Origin of the sequence: Desulfotignum phosphitoxidans DSM 13687 (genome assembly GCF_000350545.1) — a bacterium.
Lineage (GTDB): Bacteria > Desulfobacterota > Desulfobacteria > Desulfobacterales > Desulfobacteraceae > Desulfotignum > Desulfotignum phosphitoxidans.
In genome coordinates, this window is sequence record NZ_APJX01000003.1 from 232,473 (window position 1) to 255,731 (window position 23,259).

General features: G+C 51.9%; 22 protein-coding genes. 12 read left to right on the forward strand and 10 right to left on the reverse strand.

What is annotated here, in order from left to right:
* Nucleotides 1-49 precede the first annotated feature (49 nt).
* The 7 genes from DPO_RS08560 to ligA all read left to right on the forward strand — a co-directional run bounded on the left by DPO_RS08560 (nt 50) and on the right by ligA (nt 7,121).
* Complete coding sequence (locus DPO_RS08560; protein WP_040011779.1) at nt 50-1,012, forward strand: ABC transporter ATP-binding protein; 963 nt, start codon at nt 50-52, stop codon at nt 1,010-1,012.
* Between the two features lie 175 nt (nt 1,013-1,187).
* Nucleotides 1,188-2,150, forward strand: a complete 963-nt coding sequence (locus tag DPO_RS08565) for a SurA N-terminal domain-containing protein (protein ID WP_040011780.1) — start codon at nt 1,188-1,190, stop codon at nt 2,148-2,150.
* A 6-nt stretch (nt 2,151-2,156) separates the two neighbouring features.
* Nucleotides 2,157-2,942, forward strand: coding sequence for a DNA repair protein RecO (gene recO, locus DPO_RS08570; protein WP_006965426.1), 786 nt, complete (start codon nt 2,157-2,159; stop codon nt 2,940-2,942).
* Complete coding sequence (locus DPO_RS08575; RefSeq protein WP_006965427.1) at nt 2,933-3,976, forward strand: GHMP family kinase ATP-binding protein; 1,044 nt, start codon at nt 2,933-2,935, stop codon at nt 3,974-3,976. The genes recO and DPO_RS08575 overlap by 10 nt, the downstream gene beginning before the upstream one ends.
* Nucleotides 3,977-4,029: 53 nt before the next feature.
* Nucleotides 4,030-4,287 (forward strand): hypothetical protein, encoded by a 258-nt coding sequence (locus tag DPO_RS08580; protein ID WP_006965428.1) that lies wholly within the window; start codon nt 4,030-4,032, stop codon nt 4,285-4,287.
* Nucleotides 4,256-5,095, forward strand: a complete 840-nt coding sequence (locus tag DPO_RS08585; protein ID WP_006965429.1) for a nucleoside phosphorylase — start codon at nt 4,256-4,258, stop codon at nt 5,093-5,095. The genes DPO_RS08580 and DPO_RS08585 overlap by 32 nt, the downstream gene beginning before the upstream one ends.
* A 10-nt stretch (nt 5,096-5,105) precedes the next feature.
* Nucleotides 5,106-7,121 carry an NAD-dependent DNA ligase LigA gene (ligA, locus tag DPO_RS08590; protein WP_006965430.1) on the forward strand — a complete coding sequence of 672 codons (2,016 nt, stop codon included), beginning with the start codon at nt 5,106-5,108 and terminating at the stop codon, nt 7,119-7,121.
* Here the strand turns inward: ligA and DPO_RS08595 are convergent, their stop codons facing one another.
* A complete protein-coding gene (locus DPO_RS08595) occupies nt 7,122-8,591 on the reverse strand; it encodes a sensor domain-containing diguanylate cyclase (RefSeq protein WP_006965431.1) in 1,470 nt (489 codons plus the stop codon).
* A gap of 197 nt (nt 8,592-8,788) precedes the next feature.
* On the opposite strand from DPO_RS08595, the gene DPO_RS08600 reads away from it, so the two are divergent.
* The gene (locus DPO_RS08600) at nt 8,789-9,607 is read left to right on the forward strand and encodes a carbon-nitrogen family hydrolase (protein WP_006965432.1); all 819 of its coding nucleotides are present in this window, start codon (nt 8,789-8,791) and stop codon (nt 9,605-9,607) included.
* A 1-nt stretch (nt 9,608) separates the two neighbouring features.
* Nucleotides 9,609-10,949, forward strand: a complete 1,341-nt coding sequence (locus DPO_RS08605) for an HDOD domain-containing protein (protein WP_006965433.1) — start codon at nt 9,609-9,611, stop codon at nt 10,947-10,949.
* A 93-nt stretch (nt 10,950-11,042) separates the two neighbouring features.
* Here DPO_RS08605 and DPO_RS08610 read toward each other — a convergent pair whose 3' ends face one another.
* The 5 genes from DPO_RS08610 to DPO_RS08630 all read right to left on the reverse strand — a co-directional run bounded on the left by DPO_RS08610 (nt 11,043) and on the right by DPO_RS08630 (nt 15,916).
* A complete protein-coding gene (locus DPO_RS08610) occupies nt 11,043-12,053 on the reverse strand; it encodes a proline racemase family protein (protein ID WP_006965434.1) in 1,011 nt (336 codons plus the stop codon).
* A 105-nt stretch (nt 12,054-12,158) separates the two neighbouring features.
* Nucleotides 12,159-13,478, reverse strand: coding sequence for a TRAP transporter large permease (locus DPO_RS08615; protein ID WP_006965435.1), 1,320 nt, complete (start codon nt 13,476-13,478; stop codon nt 12,159-12,161).
* A complete protein-coding gene (locus DPO_RS08620) occupies nt 13,475-13,981 on the reverse strand; it encodes a TRAP transporter small permease subunit (RefSeq protein ID WP_006965436.1) in 507 nt (168 codons plus the stop codon). Before DPO_RS08620 ends, DPO_RS08615 begins: the two co-directional genes overlap by 4 nt.
* Nucleotides 13,982-14,098: 117 nt before the next feature.
* Nucleotides 14,099-15,151, reverse strand: a complete 1,053-nt coding sequence (gene dctP / locus DPO_RS08625; protein WP_006965437.1) for a TRAP transporter substrate-binding protein DctP — start codon at nt 15,149-15,151, stop codon at nt 14,099-14,101.
* Between the two features lie 30 nt (nt 15,152-15,181).
* Nucleotides 15,182-15,916, reverse strand: coding sequence for an aspartate/glutamate racemase family protein (locus DPO_RS08630; protein ID WP_006965438.1), 735 nt, complete (start codon nt 15,914-15,916; stop codon nt 15,182-15,184).
* A gap of 19 nt (nt 15,917-15,935) precedes the next feature.
* Between DPO_RS08630 and DPO_RS25190 the strand changes: the two genes are divergently transcribed.
* Entirely contained in the window at nt 15,936-16,121 is a 186-nt protein-coding gene (locus DPO_RS25190) for a hypothetical protein (RefSeq protein WP_152427613.1), read from the forward strand.
* Complete coding sequence (locus DPO_RS23870; RefSeq protein WP_006965439.1) at nt 16,118-16,756, forward strand: GntR family transcriptional regulator; 639 nt, start codon at nt 16,118-16,120, stop codon at nt 16,754-16,756. Before DPO_RS25190 ends, DPO_RS23870 begins: the two co-directional genes overlap by 4 nt.
* A gap of 47 nt (nt 16,757-16,803) precedes the next feature.
* Here the strand turns inward: DPO_RS23870 and DPO_RS08640 are convergent, their stop codons facing one another.
* The gene (locus DPO_RS08640) at nt 16,804-17,436 is read right to left on the reverse strand and encodes a LysE family translocator (protein WP_006965440.1); all 633 of its coding nucleotides are present in this window, start codon (nt 17,434-17,436) and stop codon (nt 16,804-16,806) included.
* 151 nt (nt 17,437-17,587) lie between these two features.
* A complete protein-coding gene (ftsY, locus tag DPO_RS08645) occupies nt 17,588-18,853 on the reverse strand; it encodes a signal recognition particle-docking protein FtsY (protein ID WP_006965441.1) in 1,266 nt (421 codons plus the stop codon).
* 195 nt (nt 18,854-19,048) lie between these two features.
* On the opposite strand from ftsY, the gene DPO_RS08650 reads away from it, so the two are divergent.
* The gene (locus tag DPO_RS08650; RefSeq protein WP_006965442.1) at nt 19,049-21,166 is read left to right on the forward strand and encodes a 6-phosphofructokinase; all 2,118 of its coding nucleotides are present in this window, start codon (nt 19,049-19,051) and stop codon (nt 21,164-21,166) included.
* A 2-nt stretch (nt 21,167-21,168) separates the two neighbouring features.
* On the opposite strand, the gene ahbD is transcribed toward DPO_RS08650, so the two are convergent.
* Entirely contained in the window at nt 21,169-22,284 is a 1,116-nt protein-coding gene (gene ahbD, locus DPO_RS08655) for a heme b synthase (RefSeq protein WP_006965443.1), read from the reverse strand.
* Nucleotides 22,281-23,258, reverse strand: coding sequence for a porphobilinogen synthase (hemB, locus tag DPO_RS08660; RefSeq protein WP_006965444.1), 978 nt, complete (start codon nt 23,256-23,258; stop codon nt 22,281-22,283). Before hemB ends, ahbD begins: the two co-directional genes overlap by 4 nt.
* Nucleotide 23,259: the final 1 nt, after the last annotated feature.

The following is a 23,259-nucleotide window of genomic DNA, read 5'->3' on the forward strand; positions in this document are numbered from 1 at the left end:
GCACATGAGTGTAAAACCCTTTTGTTTTACCCCGGTATCGGAGGAAGGCATGACCATTTTAAATGTCAGCCGGCTTATAAAATATTTTCCCGTGCTGGGGGGTGTTTTTCTCAGGCGGACCGGCTGGGTCCATGCCGTGGATGATGTCTCGTTTTCTGTGGAAAAAGGAAAGACATTCGGCCTGGTGGGGGAATCCGGTTGCGGAAAAACCACGCTGGGGCGATGTATCATGGGCCTGTACGATCTCACCGGCGGGTCTGTCGCCGTTCAGGGACAATCCATTTCAAATCTGACGGGTTTTCAGAAAAAAAAACTGGCCACCCATCTTCAAATGATTTTTCAGGATCCCTATGAATCATTGGACCCCAGGCAGACGGTTCAGCAGATCCTGGAGGAAAAATACAGAATTCACGGTCATGATTCATCCCATCTGTCCCGGGAAATCCGGCAGCTTTTGTCCCAGGTGGGCCTTTCCAAAGACAGCCTGTCCAGATATCCCCATGAATTTTCAGGGGGCCAGCGTCAGCGCATCGGCATTGCAAGGGCCGTGAGCATGCATCCTGAAATCATCATCTGTGATGAACCGGTGTCGGCCCTGGATGTGTCGGTACAGTCCAAAATTTTAAATCTGTTACTGGAATTGCAGCAAACCCTGGGCCTGACCTATGTGTTTATTTCCCATGATCTTTCCGTGGTCCGGCACATGTCGGATCAGATCGGGGTGATGTATCTGGGAAAGATTGTGGAGATGGCGGATGCCCAGGATATCTATGACAATGCCCGGCATCCCTATACCCGGGCATTGCTTTCCGCCGTGCCCGTGCCGGATCCGGATACCGAACCCCGGCGGATCATTCTCACCGGCGAGGTGCCCTCGGTTGAAAATCCCCCGTCAGGATGCCGGTTTCATACCCGGTGTCCCCATGTGGCAGACATTTGCCGCCAGGAACCGCCGGCATTGATATCTAAGGGAAATGATACCCGCCATGTGGCTGCCTGCCATTTTTTCTGACCCCGGGATCGGCCGGTTTTTTTTAAGCGGCCCTAGAAAAAAGTTCACACATTCCCCCGGCTTTAGTGTTGCGCAAAAAATGCGGTAATGGTAGTGTTTCAGATTAATTGCCAGGCTTAAAAAAGACGTTTTGGGCCTGGCAGGCCATCTAAAGGCAAAAACGGTTTTAAAACAGATGAACAAAAAGGAACGCCCCATGATGAAAAAAGTCCTTGTATGGTTGACAGGACTCTGTCTGTTAGGATCAGCCGCGTGGGTGTCGGCAAACCAGGAAATCGTGGATCGGATCGTTGCGGTGATCAATGATGACATCATTACCTTATCCCGGCTGCACAAAGCGGTTCAACCTTATTTGACCCAGGTGACATCTTCCTCGAAATCTGAAACTGAAAAAAAGCAGATGATTGAGGACATGGAAAAACAGATGCTCAATACCCTGATCGACCGGACCCTTACCCGGCAGGAGGCTGTCCGCCAGCAGATCTCGGTTTCCGATGAGGAAGTGACGTCCGCCATTGACAATTTCAAGCAACAAAACGGCCTGGATCAGGAAGCCCTTGAAAAAGGGCTTGAATCCGAAGGCATCTCTTTGGAAGAATACCGTGAACGGGTCCGGGAGGATATCATGCAGTCGTTGCTGGTCAACCGGGTGATCCGGTCCCGGATCATCGTGACCCAGGCTGATATTGATGCCTATTATCAGGCGCATCCGGAAATGTTCAAAAAAGAACGCAAATATCATCTTCGCAATATTCTTGCAGCCTCGGAAGCCGATGCCCGAACGGCTTTGTCCCGGCTGGATCAGGGGCTTTCCTTTCCAGAGGCTGCCCGGCAGTTTTCTGTGGCCCCCAATGCCGATGACGGCGGAGATCTGGGTGAGTTTGAGATCCAGACCTTTAATGACACCATTAAAACTGCGGTGCAGCCATTGAAAAAAGGGGCGTATTCCGGGGTCATTACCACCGGACAGGGGCATCAGATTATTTATGTGGAAGATATCATTGAGACCGGTGGACAGTCCATCGAGCAGGTCAAAGACGAAATTCAGGATATTTTGTATCAAAAACAGGCCGAAGAAAAGTTCACCAAGTGGATCGAATCTTTGAAAAAAAATGCCCATATCAAGATCATGCTGTAGCCGGACATGCACGATTTTAAAACAGATGCGATTCTGCTGCGCCGGATTGAATATGGGGATCATGATTTCATCATCACTTTCATGACCCGAGACAAAGGCAAGATCACTGTCATGGCCAAGAATGCCAAAAAAAGCGTCAAGCGCTTTTCCGGGTCCCTGGATCTGTTTTCTTTCAACCATATTCAGTGCCGCATGCCCAAAAAGAACAAAGACGCGTTGTTGACCCTGGTGCAGTCGGACCTGGAAAACGGGTTTGCCAATATCCGGTATGATGTGTATAAAACCGCGTATGCCAGTTACTGGACGGAAATGGTGAATCTGTGGCTGGAAGAGGGCAAAGCCCAGCCGGACGTGTATGATCTGCTGCTGTTTTCTTTTGACATGCTGAACCGGTCCGATATGCCCAAAGAGGTGTTAAGCCTGTTGTTTCAGATCCGGTTCATGAGTATTTCCGGATTTTCACCCACCATTGAAAGATGCGGCATCTGCCAGGTTCATCTGGATGATATTTCCGAAAAGATGCTGCGGTTTGATTTCAGGGAAGGAAAGATCGTGTGCCCCAAATGCCGTGTCAACGGGGTCAGATCCGGACTGGATGTTTCCAAGGGCACATTAAAGCAATTGTTCTGGATGAACAATACCCATGTTGAAAAAGCCGATCGCATCCGGTTTTCCAGCATGGCCGTCAAAGAGGGACAGATTCTGCTGGAATCGTTTATCGCTTTTCACATGGCCCGGGAATTTAAAACATTGACGTTTTTAAAACGACTGAGAAATGACGCATGGACCTAAGTGGTATTCTGGAAAACAATCCCGTCAAGGTGTCGGTGCCCTGCCGGGTGGATTTCGGCGGGACCCTGGATATTTCCACCTTTTATCTGCCCCTGGCCCATCTGAATCCCGTGGGATTCAATATGGCAATGGATCTGCGCACTAAAGTGACATTGACCCCATATCGCCGGGGCCGGATCAAGGTATCGTCCAGAGGTTTTGATTCTGCTGAATTTGATCATGGCAATGCCCCGTTTGATCATCCCATGGGACTGATGTTTGCCTGTGCCCAGTATTTCAACGCTCATGGGGTTCATATTCAGATCGATTCCGCATCCCCGCCCCGAAGTGCCCTGGGGGGATCTTCTTCTGCAGCCGTGGCCATTTTGGCCGCGTTTCATACGGTGTTTGAAAACCCGGTGGATCCGGCCCAGGTGGCCTGGCTGGCCCATTATATTGAATCCAGTGTGGCCGGGGTTCCCTGCGGGGTGCAGGACCAGGCTGCGGCCGCGTTCGGCGGGGCCCATATGTGGGCATGGAAAATAGGCGACCACGGCGGTCCTGTGTTTGACCGGTTTCCTGTGTTTGATTCAAAAGATGACCGAAAAAATTTCATTCCGCATATGCAAGTGGCCTACTGCGGCATTCCCCATGTGTCCAAAGATATCAACAGCCGGTGGGTTGCCTCGTTTGTCCAGGGGAAAACCCGAACGGTTTTTGCCCGGATTATTGAGATGACCCGGGCGTTTTACACGGCCATCCTAAATAAGGAGTATGCCGAAGCGGCGGATTTGATGATCAGAGAAACACGGCTTCGTCAACAGATGACCCCGGATGTGCTGGATGAAACCGGTGAAAAACTGTTTGATGCGGCTCAGGCCCACCAGTGCGGGGCCCGGTTTACCGGGGCCGGCGGCGGCGGATGTCTGTGGGCTGTGGGCGGGCAAAAGGATATGGTACTTCTGGCTGAATCCTGGCGGACCCTGCTTAAAGATATACCGGAGGCAAAACTGCTGGACACCCGCATCGATCCTGCGGGAATTTTGATTGAATGACACTGATAACCGACTGAATCCAGATAAAAATTTAATTGTAAAGGAGCACACATATGCCGGGTTATGACCCTGATAAAGATAAAAAGATTAAAGAGTGGAAAAATGAGGAAACCGGGCTGTTGATTTCCATACAGCAGTATGGAGAAGGAGAACCCAAAGTTCAGATCGGCCCCAGGATTCTGAAAAAAAAAGACGGCACGGACCGGGCCCCGTCCAAGGCCGGTCGTCTGTCTGTGGAAGATATCATGTGGCTGTACGACATTATCGATGAGGTAAAAGATGAATTATCCGGCATGGTTGGACCTGAGTGAAACATCCCTGATACCGCCCTTAGGGACAAGACAGGCACCCTCTTTAGGGCCGGTGGCGGTGATGGTGTCAACGGCGGCGGATCTGAAGCTGCTCCAGCCGGATCTGGCTGAGACATCCTTTGGATCGGTGCCGTTTTTTGTCAGCCGTCTGATCACTGATTCACAGGGATTCAGTGTGGCCGGACCGTTTGTGGGATCTCCCTATGCCGCCATGATGATGGAATCCTTAGTGGCCAAAGGCGCAAAACAGATTCTGATTCTGGGATGGTGCGGGAGCCTGCGGTCTGATATTCAGGTGGGTGATTTGATCGTTCCGGACTCAGGTCTGGTGGATGAAGGCACATCCAGGCATTATGCCTCCCTGGACCCGGTCCTGCCGCAAACGTTGCCGAATCCGGATCTCAGCAAACAACTGGCAGATCATCTGGACACCCAAGGGCTGGTGTGCGCCCAGGGGCCGGTGTGGACCACAGATGCCATTTACCGGGAAACACCTAAAAAAATCGCCTGGTTCAGGGATCAGGGCGCCATTGCCGTGGAAATGGAATGTTCAGCCCTTTTTTCCGTGGCCGCGTTTCAAAATGTGGATGTGGCGGCACTCCTGGTGGTATCTGACAGCCTGGCCGCCGGGGACTGGGACCCGGGTTTCCGGCGGTCCCGTTTTAAAGCGGCCCGGCAGGATGCCTGTGACGCGATTCTGGGATTTGCCCGGCACCTGGCTGAAACCCAGTCTATGCCAATGACTGAAACCCAGTCTAAGCCAATGACTGAAACCCAGTCTATGCCAATGATGGATGCTGGACAATGAAAGGCCGGTGATGGACGCGCACATTAAAGCACAGGTCAGACAGCTTCAGAAATTATTGAACGACCATAATTATTATTACCATGTCCTGGATGATCCTAAAATTTCCGATGCAGAATATGACCGGCTCATGCAGGAACTCATCCACCTGGAAACCGCATACCCCGACCTGGTCACACCGGATTCTCCCACCCGGCGAATCGGCGGCGCGCCCCTGCCCGCGTTTGAACATGCCGAACACACCGTTCCCATGCTCAGCCTGGACAATGCGTTTTCCCATCAGGATATTCTGGATTTCCATGCCCGGATTCAGAAAAATACCGGTGAAACCAAGATATGGTACACGGCCGAGCCCAAACTGGACGGGGTGGCCATTGAGCTGCGGTATGAAAACGGGGTCCTGGTTCAGGCCGTGACCCGGGGAGACGGATTTGTGGGAGAGGTGGTCACAGACAACGTGCGCACCATCCGGTCGGTGCCTCTGGGCCTGAGAAGCGACACCCGTGCCTGCCCGCACCTGCTGGAAGTCAGAGGAGAAGTGTTCATATCCCGGACCGGTTTTGACACATTGAACCGGAAACGAAAAAGTGCCGGGGATCCCGTGTTTGCCAATCCCAGAAACGCGGCCGCCGGATCATTACGTCAACTGGATTCCGCCATTACCGCGTCCCGGCCCCTGGACCTGTTTGTATATGGCCGGGGGCAGGTGGCAGGGCTGTCATTTGATTCTCAGTCCGAATTGCTGGATGCGTTGACGGACTTAGGGTTTCCCGTGAATCCGCTGGTGAAAAAAAAGATCTCCATTGAACAGACCCTGGAATTTTACAAAGAACTGATTGAGATCCGGCCGGACCTGCCCTATGAAATCGACGGTATGGTGATCAAGGTGGACCCGATACCCATGCAGCAGACCTTGGGAGAGAAAATAAAAAGCCCCAGATGGGCCATTGCCTATAAATTCGCTGCGGTGGAAAAGATCACCCGGATCACGGATATTCTGGTTCAGGTGGGCCGCACCGGGACCCTGACCCCGGTGGCCGTGCTGGAACCGGTTCAGGTGGGCGGTGTGACCGTGTCCCGGGCCACGCTGCACAACATGGATGAAATTGTGAAAAAAGATATCCGCATCAAAGACACGGCCCTGGTCACCCGGGCCGGAGATGTGATTCCCAAGGTGGTAAAGATTCTGACAGCAGAGCGCACGGGTGAAGAACAGATTTTTCACATGCCGTCGCACTGTCCGGTGTGCCATTCCCTTGTCCAGCGTCTGGAAGGGGAGGCAGCCGTCAAATGCATCAACGCGGCCTGTCCGGCCCAGCGAAAAGAACGGATCCGGCATTTTGCCTCCAAAAAAGGATTTGATATCGAGGGGTTAGGAAAAAAACTGGTGGAGCAACTGGTGGATGAAGGGCTGCTTACCTCATTTGCGGACCTGTTCACCCTGAAAAAAGAACAATTGATCCCTTTGGACCGGATGGCGGAAAAATCGGCCCACAACCTGATCACAGCCATTGACAAAGCCCGGCAGATCCCGCTGCACCGGTTTGTCTTCGCTTTGGGCATCGATCATACCGGAGAACATGCGGCCCGGGTTCTGGCCCGGAATTTTTTGACCCTGGAGGATCTCATGGCGGCTTCCAGGGAAGACCTGGAAGGGATTCACGGCCTGGGGGCCATCACAGCCGATGCCATTGCCGGATTTTTCGCCAATTCTGAAAACCGTGCCCTGATCAGTCAGCTCGAAAACAATGGCGTGAGCATCGTCAATGCACTGGCAGGACCGGCTGAAAAAAAAGATCATGTGTTTGCCGGTAAAACCCTGGTTCTCACCGGCACCCTGACCACCATGACCCGGTCCGAAGCCAAAAAAAGGTTGCTGTCTCTGGGAGCAAAAGTCACGGGCAGCGTGTCAAAAAACACTGATTATCTGGTGGCGGGAAAAGAGGCCGGCTCCAAACTGGCCCGGGCCAGGGACCTGGAGGTTCCCGTGCTGGATGAAGACCGGTTTTTGACCCTGCTGGGATCCTGATCAACCTGCATCGGTTGCCAGGACAACGCGGTTGCGCCCCTCTCTTTTGGCCTGGTAAAGGGCGTTGTCGGCCCGGGCCATCACCGTGTCCAGGGTATCGCCTTCCACGAAGCCTGTTACACCGCAGGAGATGGACATTTGAATGATACCGCCTTCTGTAGATTCCTTCAGAAAATCATGGGCCTGAACCGCGTCCAGTAGCCGGCCGGCGATGTAAATTGCCTGATCCGTGTCCCCCAGCGTGAGGATGACAAATTCATCTCCCCCCCACCGGACCAGCATGTCATTGTCCCGAATGATTGCGGCGGCAATGCCGGCAATGTTTTTTATGATTTGATCTCCAGCCAGATGCCCTCGGGTATCATTGAGTTCTTTCAATCGGTCAATGTCAAACAGAATGATACTTAAGTCCATGGTTTTCCTGCGGTTGGCATCGGTGTGAAAATGAAACCGCCGCTCAAATTCCCGACGGTTGTAAGCTTTGGTCATTTTGTCCGTGGTGGCCATGATTTCCAGTTGATGCTGAAAATAATTGATCACCATAATGGCGAACAAAATAGTGATGAGGGTGATGCCCAGGCCGATGAAAAAGTTTTGCACAAACGTGGTTTGAATTGATTTGAGCGCCAGAGTTTCATCCTGTTCCACCAGCAGGTACCAGTCCAGTTCTTCCACAAACCGGCTGGTTAAAAGAATGTGATTGCCGTGGGCATCATATTCAAAAAACGCCGGCTGGGTTTTTGCTGCAAAGATATCATGGACAATGTCTCCCAGCCCCGGCTGATCAAAAATGGAGGTGGTCAGAATTCTGGATTGATCGGTATGGACCTGGATAATACCATCCGGACTGACCATGTAAATATTTCTATCATATTTGGCTTTGTAATCTTCCAGAAGGGATGCCACCCGGTCGAAGTCAAGCCCGACCCCCACCACCCCCATAAAACTGCGTTCATCCGAAGTGAGCCGGTGATTGATGAAAATGGTCATATGGTTCTGTTCAGCTTGGTTGGTGTCCACATCCAGATCATATTGAATATTTTTTTCCTTGAACCGGTAATACCAGATGTCATGGTCGTCATCGGGATGGATCTGTTTAAGGATTCCTTTGAAGTGATAATAGTTTTTCGTGATATCAGACACGAAAAAAGAAGAGAAAAACCCGTATTTTTCCTGAATTTCAGTCAGATACCGGATGATGGGACCCGTCTGTTTTTCACCGGCTGCAACCCAGTCTTTGAGAAAGGTGTCATTGGCCATGAGAGAAGAGACGAAAATCGGCCGCATCAGGTCTCGCTGGATTTCCGAATAGATGTTGTCCCGGGCCAGCGGCAGGCTGGATTCAACAATGGATGAATGAATCTGGTGTTTGGATGCCCGGTAGGAGATGACATTGGTGATGAAAAAACCCGACAGCAGGATCAGGGTGAGGACAACGATCAACCGGGTGCGGATGGAAAAATAATGCATGGGACCCTTTGAATAAAAGTGTTTCAAACAGGATGTTTGTATATAAACATCATTTTGAATCAAAGGCAATCATTGATTTTAATTCATTGGTCCAAGCAAATAATCATGGTTGGCATTGAGAAAAAATGGTATGAACAACGTTTCAGGGCGATACAAGAGAAAAAGATGTCTCAAAAAATGACAGTAGAGTCAATCATATGAATCATACAAAGACAGGTCTCATGAAAATTGCCGCCATTCAGCTTTCTGTGATTGAAAATGATCCGGAAGCCATGGTTAAAAAAGCGGAAAAAGCCATTCGGTCATGCCCGGATGCGGATCTGGTGATATTGCCGGAAATCTGGCAGACCGGATTCATGTGCTTTGACCGGTATGAGGCCGATGCCCAGACCCTGGAGGACCCGCTGATCACTCGCCTGAAAATCCTGGCAAAAGAGATGAATGTGATGCTGCACACCGGCAGTTTTGTTGAAAAGGATAAAGACCGTCTGTACAACACCAGTGTGCTGGTATCGGCAGATGGAGACATTCTGGCGGTCTACCGGAAAATTCACCTGTTCGGATTTCAGTCACAAGAGACACAGATTCTGACCCCTGGGGACACACCCGTGGTCGTGGACACGCCGTTCGGATATCTGGGCATGGCCACCTGTTTTGACCTGCGGTTTCCCGAGCTGTTCCGGGCCATGGTGGATCAGGGCGCCACGATGTTTCTGGTGTGTTCGGCCTGGCCTTATCCCCGGCTTGAGCACTGGATTATGCTGAACCGGGTCCGGGCGCTGGAAAACCAGTGTCACCTGGTTTGCGCCAACTGCTGCGGGATGAACAACAACATCCAGTTTGTCGGTCACAGCATGGTGATAGATCCCTGGGGCACGGTTCTGGCCGGGGCCGGGGATGAAGAGGCGATCATAACGACCTCCATGGATCCCGCTGAAACCCGAATTGCCCGGCAAACCTTCCCGGGGCTTGCAAGCAGAAAGCCGTTTCTGAATCCGGAAAGGACTGGTGAGTGAGATGACAGCCAGACAGCGGCAGATTGTGTCCTCCGGAAGTTTTGTGATATCCAGAAAGCAGCCCCTTGTCCTGGATGCCTATCTGGGCAGTTGTGTGGGGGTGGCATTGTGGGATCCAGTCGCAGAAGTCGGAGGATTTCAGCATCTGCTTCTTCCGGAACCCATTGACGGGGGAACCCCCTGGCAGCCTGAAAAATATGCCAAAACCGGACTTCCTTTGTTCATTCAAGCACTTTGCAACCAGGGCGCTAACAAAACCCGGCTCAAGGCAACCGTGGCAGGAGGCGGGCTGATCGGTCCGGTTTCCCCGCTGGACCTGGATCTGGATATTGGTGGACGGACAGCTGAAATTGTGTGTAACCTGCTTGAAAAAGAAAAAATTCCTGTGATAGAACGTGAAATCGGGGGATTTTTCGGCTGCAAGATGAGCATGGATCTGTCATCAGGGGAAACCGGCATTTCCCCCTTGCTGAATCCAGGTGATTTCAAGACGTCGGCAGGACTGTTGCCGCCCACACCGGCCCAGCTTCAAGAAACCATTCAAAAAATCAAACCCATCCCCCAGGTTGTGCTCAAACTGTTGCGGATGCTTCATGATGATAAAGACAGCCTGAAAGATATGGCAAAACAGGTCAGACAGGACCAGGTGATCAGTGCCAGGGTCATTCAGCTTTGCAATAATGTGTTTTTCAGCTTGAAAATGAAAGCGGATTCCATTGATCGTGCCCTGGTCCTGCTGGGTGAAAAACAGTTTTTGCAGCTGGTATTATCCGCAACCATGAAAGATGTGTTTTGTGATGAAACGCATGGTTACTCGCTTTGCAAAGGCGGGCTTTACACCCATTCAGTTGGCATGGCCATGGCCTGTGAAAAAATGGCACAGCGGATATCCAGACAGATATCCCCATCGGTTGCCTATACAGCCGGGCTGCTTCACGATATCGGAAAAGTGGTTCTTGATCAGTATGTGGGGCAATTCCGGCCTTATTTTTATCGGGATATTTTTTGTAAGGCCCAGGATTTTCTAAGTGTTGAAAAAGCGTATTTTGACACCAACCACTCGGAAATTGGCATGTCTCTTGTCAAAGACTGGTCATTGCCCGAAATTCTGCATGATCCCATTGCCCGGCATCATGAACCTGAACTGGCAGACAAACAGCCGGAATTGACCGCTCTGGTCTATCTGGCCGATCTGATCTATTCCCGGTTTGTCATGGGACAGGAGCTGGAACGCATGAATACGGATGGGATCGCGTTTTCATTAAAGGTTTTGAACATCAGGCAAACGCAACTGCCGGCTCTGATCGATGAGGTGTGTTTGCCGTTTCATGGCATCAACTGAAGCATTTGTTTTCAAACAGCCGCCTGTCCCAAACATAAATTGACCCAATGGCCTTGTGCAATTTCAACTGCCGGGGCAATGACAGCAGAACGGTCAGGTCGCCTGGATGTTGAATCCGAATGCGTAAGGGTCAGTGGCATCCACCACAAATTGATGAAATCCGGTGATCCAGGCATTGCCGGTGATTTCCGGCACAATGGCGGGCCGGTCTCCCACCCTGGTTTCCCTTAAAATTTTTCCCATAAACTGGGTGCCGAATACACTTTGGTAGGCATAGGGTTCTTCCGGTTTGAGCCGGCCTTTATGATGCAGAAACGCCATTTTGGCGCTGGTGCCGGTGCCGCAGGGGGATCGGTCCACCTGCCCGGTTCCGAACACCACGATGTTCCGGGGGGGATCTGTGTTTTCATAAATTTCGGTCAATGCCACGGAGGCCGGCTGGCCTGAAACAGGATGACTAAAGCGGAATCGCTGATTCACCGCATCGCGAATGGCCAGCCCCAGGGCTTTCAATGCATCGATATGGACACGTGTCACCGGCAGGTTCAGGTGATCGGCATTGACCAGGGCAAAATAGTTGCCGCCATAAGCAATATCCACCGGGACTTTGCCGATGGCATCCAGCTCGATCTCCATGGATTCACAAAAAAAAGAGTCCCGGTTTTGGATGGTGACGCTGGTCACCCGGTTGTCTTTAATCACAGCCCGGGCATGGATCAGGCCGGCCGGGGTATCCAAAGCCAGGGTCCGGAGGTTGCTTTTTTCCTGAATGTCTCCGGACAGCATCCCGGTTTCCAGAAGCACCACCACAGCCCCCATGCTGCCGTGGCCGCACATGTCCAGATATCCGCCGCTGTCCATGAAGATCACGCCGGCATCAGCTTCGTCTGTGACCGGTTCCGTGAGGATGGCCCCGAACATGTCCTGGTGGCCTCTGGGTTCCAGCATGAGCATTTTCCGGATATGATCCCGGTGTTCAGACAGCCAGTTTTTTTTATCGATCATCTGGTTTCCGGGAATATGCGCCATGCCGGCGGTGACCACCCGGGTGGGTTCGCCCATGGTGTGCGTGTCAACCGTGGTGATGTTGTGAGTAAAATTCATGATGGTTTCCTTTTACAAAAAAACGCTGGATTCCAGATATGTGTGGCCTGGAATCCAGCGTAAGTGTCATGGTTTTAACCTTGTGAATATCTGATTTTACAGTGTTTATCTGAGGGCAAACACCTCTTCGGGCAGCCACAGGACGATCTGCGGAAAGAACAGGATCAGCAGCAACACAAACAGCTGAATGCAAAGGAACGGCAGAATCGATTTGTAGATATCCGCCATGCTCACCTCGGGCGGTGCCACCCCCTTGAGATAGAAAAGGGTGAACCCGAAGGGCGGGGTCAGATAATCCATCTGCACCTGGGTCATGAAAAGGACCCCGAACCAGACCGGGTCATATCCGAGATGGACTATGATGGGCAGAAACACCGGCACCGTGATCATGATCTGGGTGATCTCGTCCAGGAAGCACCCCAGAACGATCAGGGTGGCTATAATAATTCCAAAGATGAGCCATTTGTTTTCAAGGCCCAGCATCATGTCACCGATCAGGCCCTGGCCCCCGGTGCGGAAAAAGATACTGGTAAAACAGGCGGCCCCGAACAGGATCCACATGATCATGCCGTTGATGGACATGGTGCGGAAGCAGGCATCCTTGAGCACGTCCCAGGACAGGCGCCGGTTGATGGCGGCACTCAGAACCGCACCCCCGGCCCCGACCGCCGCGGCTTCCGTGGGAGAGGCCAGCCCGGCGAAAATGGATCCCAGTACCGAAACGATGATCAGCACGGGCAGCACCAGGCTCTTGGCCAGTTTCAGCTTCTCAATAAAGGGGACCCGGTCTTCTTTGGGCAGGGCCGGTCCCAGGCTGGGGTTCAGGTAGCAACGGATCCCGACATAGGCCATGTACAGGAACACCAGGATCAGTCCGGGAATGATGGCACCGGCAAACAGGCGGCCGATGGACACCCGGGCGATCATGCCGTAGATGACCAGGGACACACTGGGGGGAATGAGCAGGCCCAAAGCCCCGCCGGCCAGAATCGGGCCGATGGCGATGCTTTTGTCATACTTCATTTTAAGCATGATGGGCAGCGCGATAATTCCCATGGTCACCACGCCGGTGGTGCTCACCCCGGACATGGCCGCGATGATGGCGCAGATGGCAATGGTGCCCATGGCCAGGCCCCCGTTCAGGGACCCTAAAAGCTGGTGCATGAAATTATACAAATCATGGGTCACCCCGGATTTTTCCAGCACACAGGCCATGAAAATGAACAACGGCATGGCAATGAGAATCACATTGGTCATCATGCCGAATGTATTGGTGGCCACATAAGGCAGACTGTCAAATCCGATGAAAATCCAGGAGGCCACAATGGAGCTGCCGCCCAGGGTGAAAGCCATGGGAAACCCTGAGATCAGCCCGAACATGAGCCCTGCGACCAGAACGATAATGGGTAGCCATTCAAAAGTCATGACATCTCCTTTCCGGTCACAGCGAAGTTAACCGTGCGGATGAAATCAGCCAGCCCCTGGAGCAGCAGCAACAGGGCCGCAACTGGCAACGCTATTTTCAGGGGCCATATCGGAGATCCCCAGGGAGATGGTGATACGGTCTGGTTCAATTCCACGGCCCGGATGGCAAGGACAGTGCCGTAATAAAACATGGTCCCGATGTACATGAAAAAAATCATATACGTCACCGTATCAATGGCGGCCCGGACCCGGGGGGAAAACTGCAGGTAGATAATATCGATTTTTACGTGTTGTTTGTGCAGAAGAACATAGGCCCCGGCAAGCACGGAAAAGAATCCAAACAAATGCATGCACAGTTCATGAATCCAGATGGTCGGAGCGTTGAATAAAAACCGCAATGCCACTTCAATGAGCAGGAAACCCATGATGAACATGATCAGCCAGCTGACCAGCTTCCCGCTCCATTCGCTGACACTGTCGATGAATGCCAGGACACGTCTCATTTTTTACCTCTTTCTATGATCGATTGTCATCAGAAGCGATAAAGCCCCCACCAGCGAACGAAGGAGGCTTTATCGTTTCTTTGGGCTTTTCAGCCGATTCCTACGATTTGAGCGCTATTATTTTGCCCAGTACCCCATTTCCATGGCCCATTTTTCAACGATTTTGAAAATTTCGTTAAAGGATTCGTCCTTGAGGTATTTTTCAGGAACCACTTTCCGGGCGGTGCCGGCCAGTTTAACCGCATCTTCTTCAGACCATTCAATGATTTCAATGCCCTGTTTTTCCACAAATTCCCAGGCCTTGCCAATCTCTTTGTCCGCTTCGGTCTCGTTTCTGTATGAACCGTTGGCAACCGCACTGGCCAGAATGGTTTTCAGATCCTGAGGCATTGCTTCCCATTCTTTCATGTTCACGATCAGGGCATCAGCAGCCGGTCCCACAGCGGTGGGGTATTTAATCCAGTATTTGGTCACTTCATGGAACCCCATGGCCACCATGTCAGCAGCATGGGAAAAGGTGATGGCATCCACAGCACCGGTGGACAGCATGGTGTAGATTTCATCTCCGGGAACCCAGATGGTGCCGGCGCCCAGTTCGGCCAGCTGAAGAGCAATCAGTTCGGAGGAACGGAACTTTTTGCCTTTGATGTCATCCACGCCGTTGATGGGGACTTTGGAGATCATCAGGTTGTCCAGGGTCCAGTAGAGGTTGCCCACCAGATAGACCCCATGTTCGGCATAAGCGTCTCTCAGGATCTTCATGATCTTGCCGTCTTCGTATTCTTCATACAGATACCGCAGTTCAGCAATGGAATGCGGGGCCGCAAAGCAATCCCCATGCATAAATGCCACAGGCAGCTGTCCGGGGAAATATCCCGGCCAGATAAAGGTGGCTTGCATAATACCCATGCTTACGGCTTCCAGCTGTTCCGGCACCGGTACGATGGCGCCCGGAGAGCTGGGGGTCATGGTCAGACGTCCATTGGTCTTTTCGGTCACTTTTTTGGAGATATCATTGATGGTATCCCAGCTGATGCCCGAGGACAGCCAGGATGACGGCTGCCATTTAAATGTCTTTTCCGCTTTGGCCTGGATCGGTGCGGCTGTCACAAGCATCGCACTGATTGTCAGCACCATCAGTCCCTGAATGAGCCTTCGTCCTTTTTTCATCTCTTCCTCCTTGCAAATTATGTGGTTGTGTTACATAAACCCGGTAAAAGGGGTTCTTACCAAGCTAGTGTGGATATACTGAATCATGGTGAAAAAGTCAAACACCGGACGCTGTACCGCGGCCTGAACCGCATGGGCATAAGGGGGCAGGTCGCTGCATTCCAGCACCACGGCTCCGATGTCCGGATGATCGTTCACCATTGTTTTGGCTGTGGAAACCACCTCATCCTGAACTTTATCAGAATCCAGGGTCCCTTTTTCTTCGAGTACGGCGCTGGAAAATTCCGGCTGGGTTTCCATGCCTGCGATGATCACCGGAATGTCCGGGGTCACGCCGACGGCATCAAAATGGGCTTTTTTTAAACTGGATGCATTGGCGGTGATGATACCGATGGGTTTTCGGGTCATCTGATAGATCAATGGAATCTGCAAAAGACTGGATAAAAAGACCGGGATTTCCACGGCTGCGGTCACTTCCCGCTGAAACAGGGCCATGAATCCGCAGGCGCCGGTAATGGCCTTCACACCCTGGTCCTGGATGTTTTTTGCCGCCTGGATGAACGGTTCCGCCAACGTGGGATCCTGCTGGTTGAGCAGCCGGTCGATGGAAGCACCGGTCACTCTTTCATACCGGACCGGAAAAGGAAACGTGCTGGCATTACCCACATTGCCGGGAACGCAGGGATAGGCAGCATCCAGAATCAGGATGCCGATGGATTCTCCATACCAGGCCTGGGTTTTTCTATGGATGCGATAGACTGTCATTGCCCTCCGGTGATGTGTTATGGGTGGAAAAGAATTGTATTTCTGTAAAAATACCTTTATTTTTATCATTAATCTTGTTAGTGGTATACCAGTGGGTGAATTTTCATGTCAAGCTTTTTTATTGGACCGGGCCATAAAAAGTGTATCCGCCCGTAATCAGGTTCAAACGGATGCTGACTGCAACAAACAAGGCAGTGGATTATGAAACCAAACATGTTTAATATCCTGCGGGATCGAATTCTGTACATGGAATATCAACCCGGTCAGATTCTCAACGAAAACGTGCTGGCACAGGAGTTTGAGGTCAGCCGGTCACCGGTCCGAAATGTGCTCAACCGTCTGGAATGGGAACAGCTGGTCCGGATTATTCCTCGAACCGGCAGCATGGTGACGGAAATCGAATTCAACAAAATCATGCATGTGTTCCAGGTGCGGTTTGAATGCGAAGTCCTGGAAATCCAGCTGGCTGCGAATCAACTCAACGATTCGCATCGGATCGTACTCAAGACGATTAAAGAGCGATGTGCGGCCCTGTTTGACAACAAAGATCGGAAAGCGTTGGTTGCTGTGGACACCGACCTTCGAAACATGATTCATGAGGCTGCAGGCAATCCGGTGTTAAAAGAAATTTCCGATCGGCTTTATGCCCAGACATTCCGGTTGTGGTATGGTGCCATGGACAAAGGGGACTGGAATGAAGAGGTCTCCAGTATGGTGGAAGAGATCCGGAAGCTGTCCGACCTGATTCCCGGACGGGACACAAAAGCCATGGGAGCGTTTCGAAGAAAAGTGCTGACCGATCACTTTGACCGGATGCGCAGAAAGTTTTTCACCCATTGAATTCATTGGTTTCAAAAATTCTTTTTTTGGGCGTTGCTCAACCATCATTATCGGGAATTTAAGATCAGATTCACGCCGAATCCGATAAAAACGATGCCGGATATTTTCTGCATCCAGATGCCGATGCCGGTATTTTCCCGAAGCATATGGGTCATCCGGGTGGCAGCCCGGGTTAACATCAGGCACCACAGCGTACCGGTGACAAGAAATGTCCCGCCCAGAACCAGAAACGGCAAAGGGCCTGATGCATGGTCCGGATTGATGAACTGGGGTAAAAAAGACAGAAAAAACAATGCCACTTTGGGGTTGAGTATATTGGTGATCATTCCCTGCCTGTAAATGGTGATCAAATCGTTGTGTGAAAATCGGCGGTTCTGGTTTTCAAATGCCGGTGTCCGGGTGGTCAGGGCCTTGACGCCCAGAAAAATCAGGTAGATCGCACCGGCCCATTTTACCAGAAAAAAGGCCGTGGCCGATGTGGACAAAATCAAAGACAAGCCAAATGCAGTGGCCAGCACATGCACCACGCACCCGGACATGATCCCGGCCACAGACACCAGTCCGGCACGGGACCCTTGAGCAATGCTCCGGGTCAGAATATACAGGGTGTCGGTCCCGGGGGTCAGGTTCAGTATAATGGCGGCCGCCAGAAACCCGGCATAATTTTCAATGCCAAACACGGTTGCTCCTTTCAGATCTGTCCAATCCTTTTACCACGAAGCGCACGAAGGACACCAAGGAGGGGTTTCTTCGTGTCCTTCGTGCGCTTCGTGGTATGAATAAATCAAATCAATGCATACATAAATTTTTATAATGAATTATACCCTGTGCTTAATCAAACAGGGCATTGACAAACCGGACTGCGTCAAACTCCTGTAAATCATCCATGCTTTCTCCCACACCGATGTACCGGATCGGCAGGTGCAGGGTTCCGGCCACGGCCGCCACAATCCCGCCTTTGGCCGTACCGTCCAGTTTGGTCAACGCCAGTTGGGTCAGGTTCACGGCCTCATGGAACATTTTTGCCTGGGAAATGGCGTTCTGACCGGTGGTGGCATCCAGCACCATGAGCACCTCATGGGGGGCACCGGGCATTTTTTTTTCCACCGTGCGTTTGATCTTTTTCAGCTCTTCCATCAGGTTTTTCTGGGTATGGAGCCGGCCGGCCGTGTCAATGAGCAACACATCCATGCCCCGGGCCATGGCGGCTTCCACCCCGTCATAGGCCACGGCAGCCGGATCTGCGCCCTGTTTATGGCGTACGATGGTGGCACCGGCCCGATCCGCCCAGATCCCCACCTGTTCGATGGCGGCAGCCCTGAACGTATCCGCAGCGGCAATGAGCACTTTTTTATTTTCCCGGGTGAACCGGGTGGCCAGTTTGCCCAATGTGGTGGTCTTGCCGGTGCCGTTGACACCCACTACCATGATGATATGGGGCCGGGGCAGGGCAGGGACGGTTTCAGGATCTTCTTTGCCGGGAAACAGAGCAATGAGTTCTTGTTTAAGTACCGCTTTGAGCTGGTCCGCCGTGGACAGGCGGCCGGCTTTTTTCCGGATCCGGTCCATCATTTCCATGGTGATGTCCATGCCCAGATCTGCGGTAATCAACACCTCTTCCAGTTCCTCAAAAAGGGCGTCGTCAATTTTGCGGCTGGATTTGAACAGGTCATTGATATCCGTGTTCAGGACTTCCCGGGTTTTGGTCAGGCCGGATTTTAGGCGGCTGAATATTCCTTTTTTGTCCGGTTCTTCAGACAGTAGTTTTTCTTTGACCCGTTCATTTTCCTTACGTCGTTCTTCTTCCTTCAACCGTTCCTGTTCTTCACGTTGTTCCCGGGTCCTGCGTTCTTCCTCTTCTTTAAGGCGGGCCTGCTCTTTTAATCGAGCCGCCTCCTTGAGCCGGGCTTGTTCTATCAATCGTTCCTGCTCATTTATTTTTTCTTGTTCTTCACGTCGCTCTTGTTCTTTCAGACGCGATTGTTCTTTGAGCCGCTCTTGTTCTTTGAGCCGCTCCTGTTCCTTGAGCTGTGCTTGTTTTTTCAGTTTTTCTTGCTCTTTATCTCTGGTTTTTCTTTTGAAAAAATTGAATACCACGCAGGTGTCTCCTTGTGATGGGCAGATTTTTTGATAACCGGTTTGTGTACCGCTCTTTTACAATGTTTGAAAGATCAAATCAACCCTGTAAACCCATGGATTGAATTGTCAGGAATTTCTTTACTTTCCTTGAACGGGCCGGTAAATTGAGATCTGATAATGCCAAGGTGAAACCATTTTTAAACAGGAGTCAATATGACCTTTGAGGATGCCATTGAACCACTGCTCGATCATCCGGTAACCCGGCAGATGACGTTGGATACAAATTCGGAAACCAAAGAACGACAGACGTTTAAGCCCAGACGGATTGCTGTTTTAGACACCGGTCTTACAGAAATGACAGACCAGCCTCAATACCGGTTTGCCGATAATTCTGAAGCCCGGCGAATGCTGCCCGGCATTATTGATAATTGTGTTCAAAAAGTGGCTGTCCGGCCGGACATGTCGATACAGGAAAAAAAGGCATTCTGCAAACCCCGGCGGATTGGTGTGGTGTTTTCCGGAGGACCGGCACCCGGGGGGCACACCGTGATTGCCGGGTTGTATGATGCCATGAAAACCAATCATCCGGATTCCTGTTTATACGGGTTTGTGCTGGGACCCGACGGTCTGCTGGAATCCAGTTGTGTGGAAATCACTGAAAAAATGGTGGATGCGCACCGGCAGATGGGCGGGTTTTCCATGATCCGGACCGGACGGACCAAAATCGATACGTCTGAAAAAATGGATCAGGCCTTAAAAACCTGTCAATCCCTGAATCTGGAGGGGATCGTGATCATCGGCGGGGATGATTCCAACACCAATGCCGCATTTTTAGCCCAGCATTTCAAGTCTGCCGGCATTCATGTGGTCGGGGTCCCCAAAACTATTGACGGGGACATTCAGGTGAAAAGCGATGACGGTACCTGCCTTTTGGCGGTTCCGTTCGGGTTTCATTCCGCCGCCAGATCTTTTGCCCAGAATATCAGTCATCTGGCATCGGATGCCGCATCAGATGTGAAATACTGGCATGTGTGCAAGGTCATGGGCCGGGTGGCCAGCCACCTGACCCTGGAGGCGGCGTTGCAGACCCATGCCAATCTGGCGTTCATCGGCGAAGAACTGGCTGCGTACACGGATGAAGAACGCCTTAAAAAAGCGCAGGAGACCGGGGAAACGGATTTTACCGCCTTCGGGATCACGCTGCGCCATCTGTCCCGGGTGATCTGTGATGCCATTGTCCGGCGTGCGGCATTTGGTAAAAATTACGGGATCATGATCATTCCGGAAGGGATTCTGGAATTTATCAATGAGATCCAGATATTCATCATCAAGCTCAACAAAATTATCGCGGATTTCAACACCATTCATGATCTGGATTTTCATCGAACCTTTCCGACTTTGAATGAAAAACTGGATTATCTGCGCCGCATCAGCCAGGGGATGATGGACAGCCATCCATTCCCCATCTGGAACGTAAGAGATGATGAGCTGTTCAATCAACTGCCGGATTTTTTTCAGGCCGGGCTTCTGGTGGAACGGGATTTCCACGGCAATTTCCAGTTTTCCCAGGTCAGAACGGAAAAAATTATCATGGATATGGTCAAGGAATATTTAGGGGCGCTCAAAGAACAGGGCCGCTATAAAATCGGTATCAGCCAGTCCTATTACCAGTCTTTCATGCGGTCACGGAATCTGGATCCCGACCGGTTTGCCCCGGCGTTGTTCAACGATCCAAATTCAGTCTATCTTCTGGTCAAACCGGGCATCATGTCATTGAAAACCCTGAAACAGGCCCTGGTCACTGCCGGACTTCTGGAACCGGATCAGGAGATTCCCGGTCCGGTCAAAGAAATTTTCCGGCGGTCGGAACCGGATTTCAAAATTCAGACCCATTTTTATGGATATGACGGCCGGGGTTGCGATCCCACCGCGTTTGACTGTCATTATACCTATAACCTGGGCATGACCGCGTTTCATTTGATGGCCCATGGGAAAACCGGCCAGATGGCAGCCATTAAAAATCTGGAACAGCCGTTTGAAAACTGGGAACCCATCGGCATTCCCATTGCCCGGCTGATGCATCTGGAAGAACGCAAAGGCCGGCTGGAACTGGTCATGGAAAAAAGTCTGGTGGATTTGTCATCCAATGCATTCCGGGTATTTAAAGGAATGCGTGAAAAATGGCTGGCAGCCAAACCGGGTGCGGATCATTTCCGGAAACCCGGGCCGGTGCGGTGTGACAGCCGGTCTGCGGAAGACCGGCCCATCACCCTGACATTGAATGCTATTGACATGCGCACAAAAAAAAGATCAAATGATCAAAATCCGTGATGTCACGCTTTTTTTGAAGGCTGGTAAGTACACAACGGTTCTTCGGCCAGGTAGCTGCCCGTGGCTTCATAGGCCCGGGCACGGCAACCGCCGCAGACCCGCTTGTATTCACATGCACCGCATTTACCCGTCAAATTAGAAAACTCTCTTAATTCATTGAACACCCGGGAGTTTTCCCAGACATCTTTAAACGATGCTTCCCGGATATTGCCGCAGGTCACATCCAGAAATCCGCAGGTCTGCACCCGGCCCACATGGGAAATAAAGCAGAAACCCGTGCCGGCCAGACATCCCCTTGTGACCGCATCCAGACCATGGCTTTCAAAAGACACGGTTTTTCCTTCGGCGTGCGCCCGCTGGCGCAGAATCCGGTAATAATGGGGGGCACAGGTGGCTTTCAACTGGAGCGGGGTTTTATCCCGCTGGTCATAGAACCAGTTCAGGGTTTGCTCATATTCGACGGCATCAATGCCTGAATCCACGATATATTTTCCCCGGCCTGTGGGCACCAGCAGAAAAATATGGTGGGCCACAGCACCCAGATCTTCGGCCAGCTTCAGAATGGCAGGGATTTCTTTCAGATTGGTTTTGGTAATGGTGGTGTTGATCTGAAACTCCAGGCCGGCGGCTTTGGCAAACTTGATTCCCCGGATCGCATCATCAAACGCGTGATCCAACCCCCTGAAATCATCATGGGTTTGCGGGGAGGCTCCGTCCAGACTTACGCTGATTCGCTGGATGCCGCTTTGCTTGAGTTTTTCGACAATTTCAGGTGTGAGCAATGTACCGTTGGGGGCCATGACCATGCGCAGTCCGATACGGTTGCCATAGGCGGCAATGTCGAAAATATCTTCTCGAAGCAGCGGCTCTCCGCCGGTGAGAATAATGATGGGCGTGCCCACTTCCCGGATCTGATCCAGCAGGGTATACGCTTGCCGGGTGGTCAGTTCGTTTTCATAGGGGTGATCTTCGGCCACGGCCCGGCAGTGCTTGCAGGAAAGATTGCAGCGCCGGGTGGTTTCCCATGCCACCAGGCGCAGGGTATGCGCGCCGGCAGGGTGATCGGTCTTGCCGCCATGGACAAAAGACGGTTGGTGATGGGTTCCGGGATGGGTCATGATGCCTCCAGAGCGCGGGCCACGTCAATGGCGGAATAGGTCAGGATCATATCCGCCCCGGCCCGTTTGATCGCAGTCAGAGTTTCCAGAATCAATGCGGTGGCATCCACCCATCCCATCATTTCTCCCGCCTTCATGATGCTGTATTCTCCGGATACATTGTACGCGGCAATGGGCAGATCGATTTCCTGCTTCAGGCGTAAAATAATGTCCAGATAGGCCAGGGCCGGTTTGACCATGATGATGTCCGCCCCTTCTTCAATATCCATGGTGGCTTCTCTGATAGCTTCCATGGCATTGGCCGGATCCATCTGATAGGTTTTCCGGTCTCCGAACTGCGGGGATGAGTCGGCGGCCTGGCGAAACGGCCCGTAAAACGCGGATGCATATTTCACGGCATAGGACATGACCGGTATGTGATCATATCCGTCTTCATCCAGTGTCTGGCGGATCTCTGCGACCCGGCCGTCCATCATGTCGGACGGGGCCACCATGTCGGCGCCGGCTTTGGCGTGGGACAGCGCCACTTTTGCCAGCAGGTCCAAAGATGCGTCATTGTCGATGATGCCGTTATCCACCACCCCGCAATGGCCGTGATCTGTGTAACCGCACAGACACACATCCGTGATCACGGTAAGATCCGATACCGCATCTTTGATTTTGGCCACGGTTTTCTGGACGATCCCGTCATCTGCATAGGCTCGGGTGGCCAAGGGGTCTTTTTTGTCCGGAATACCGAACAGAATGATGGCGGGAATGCCCGCCTCTTTGGCCTGTTTTGCCATCTCGACAATATAATCACCAGACATCTGAAAATGACCGGGCATGGATTCAATGGGTTTTTTGATCTTGTTGCCTGGGATGGCAAACATCGGTTGAATCAGATCGTTCCGGGAGAGAAGCGTCTCCCGGATCATGCGCCGGAGGGTGGGTGTGGCCCGCATCCGCCGGGGTCTGTAATCGGGAAACAGCATC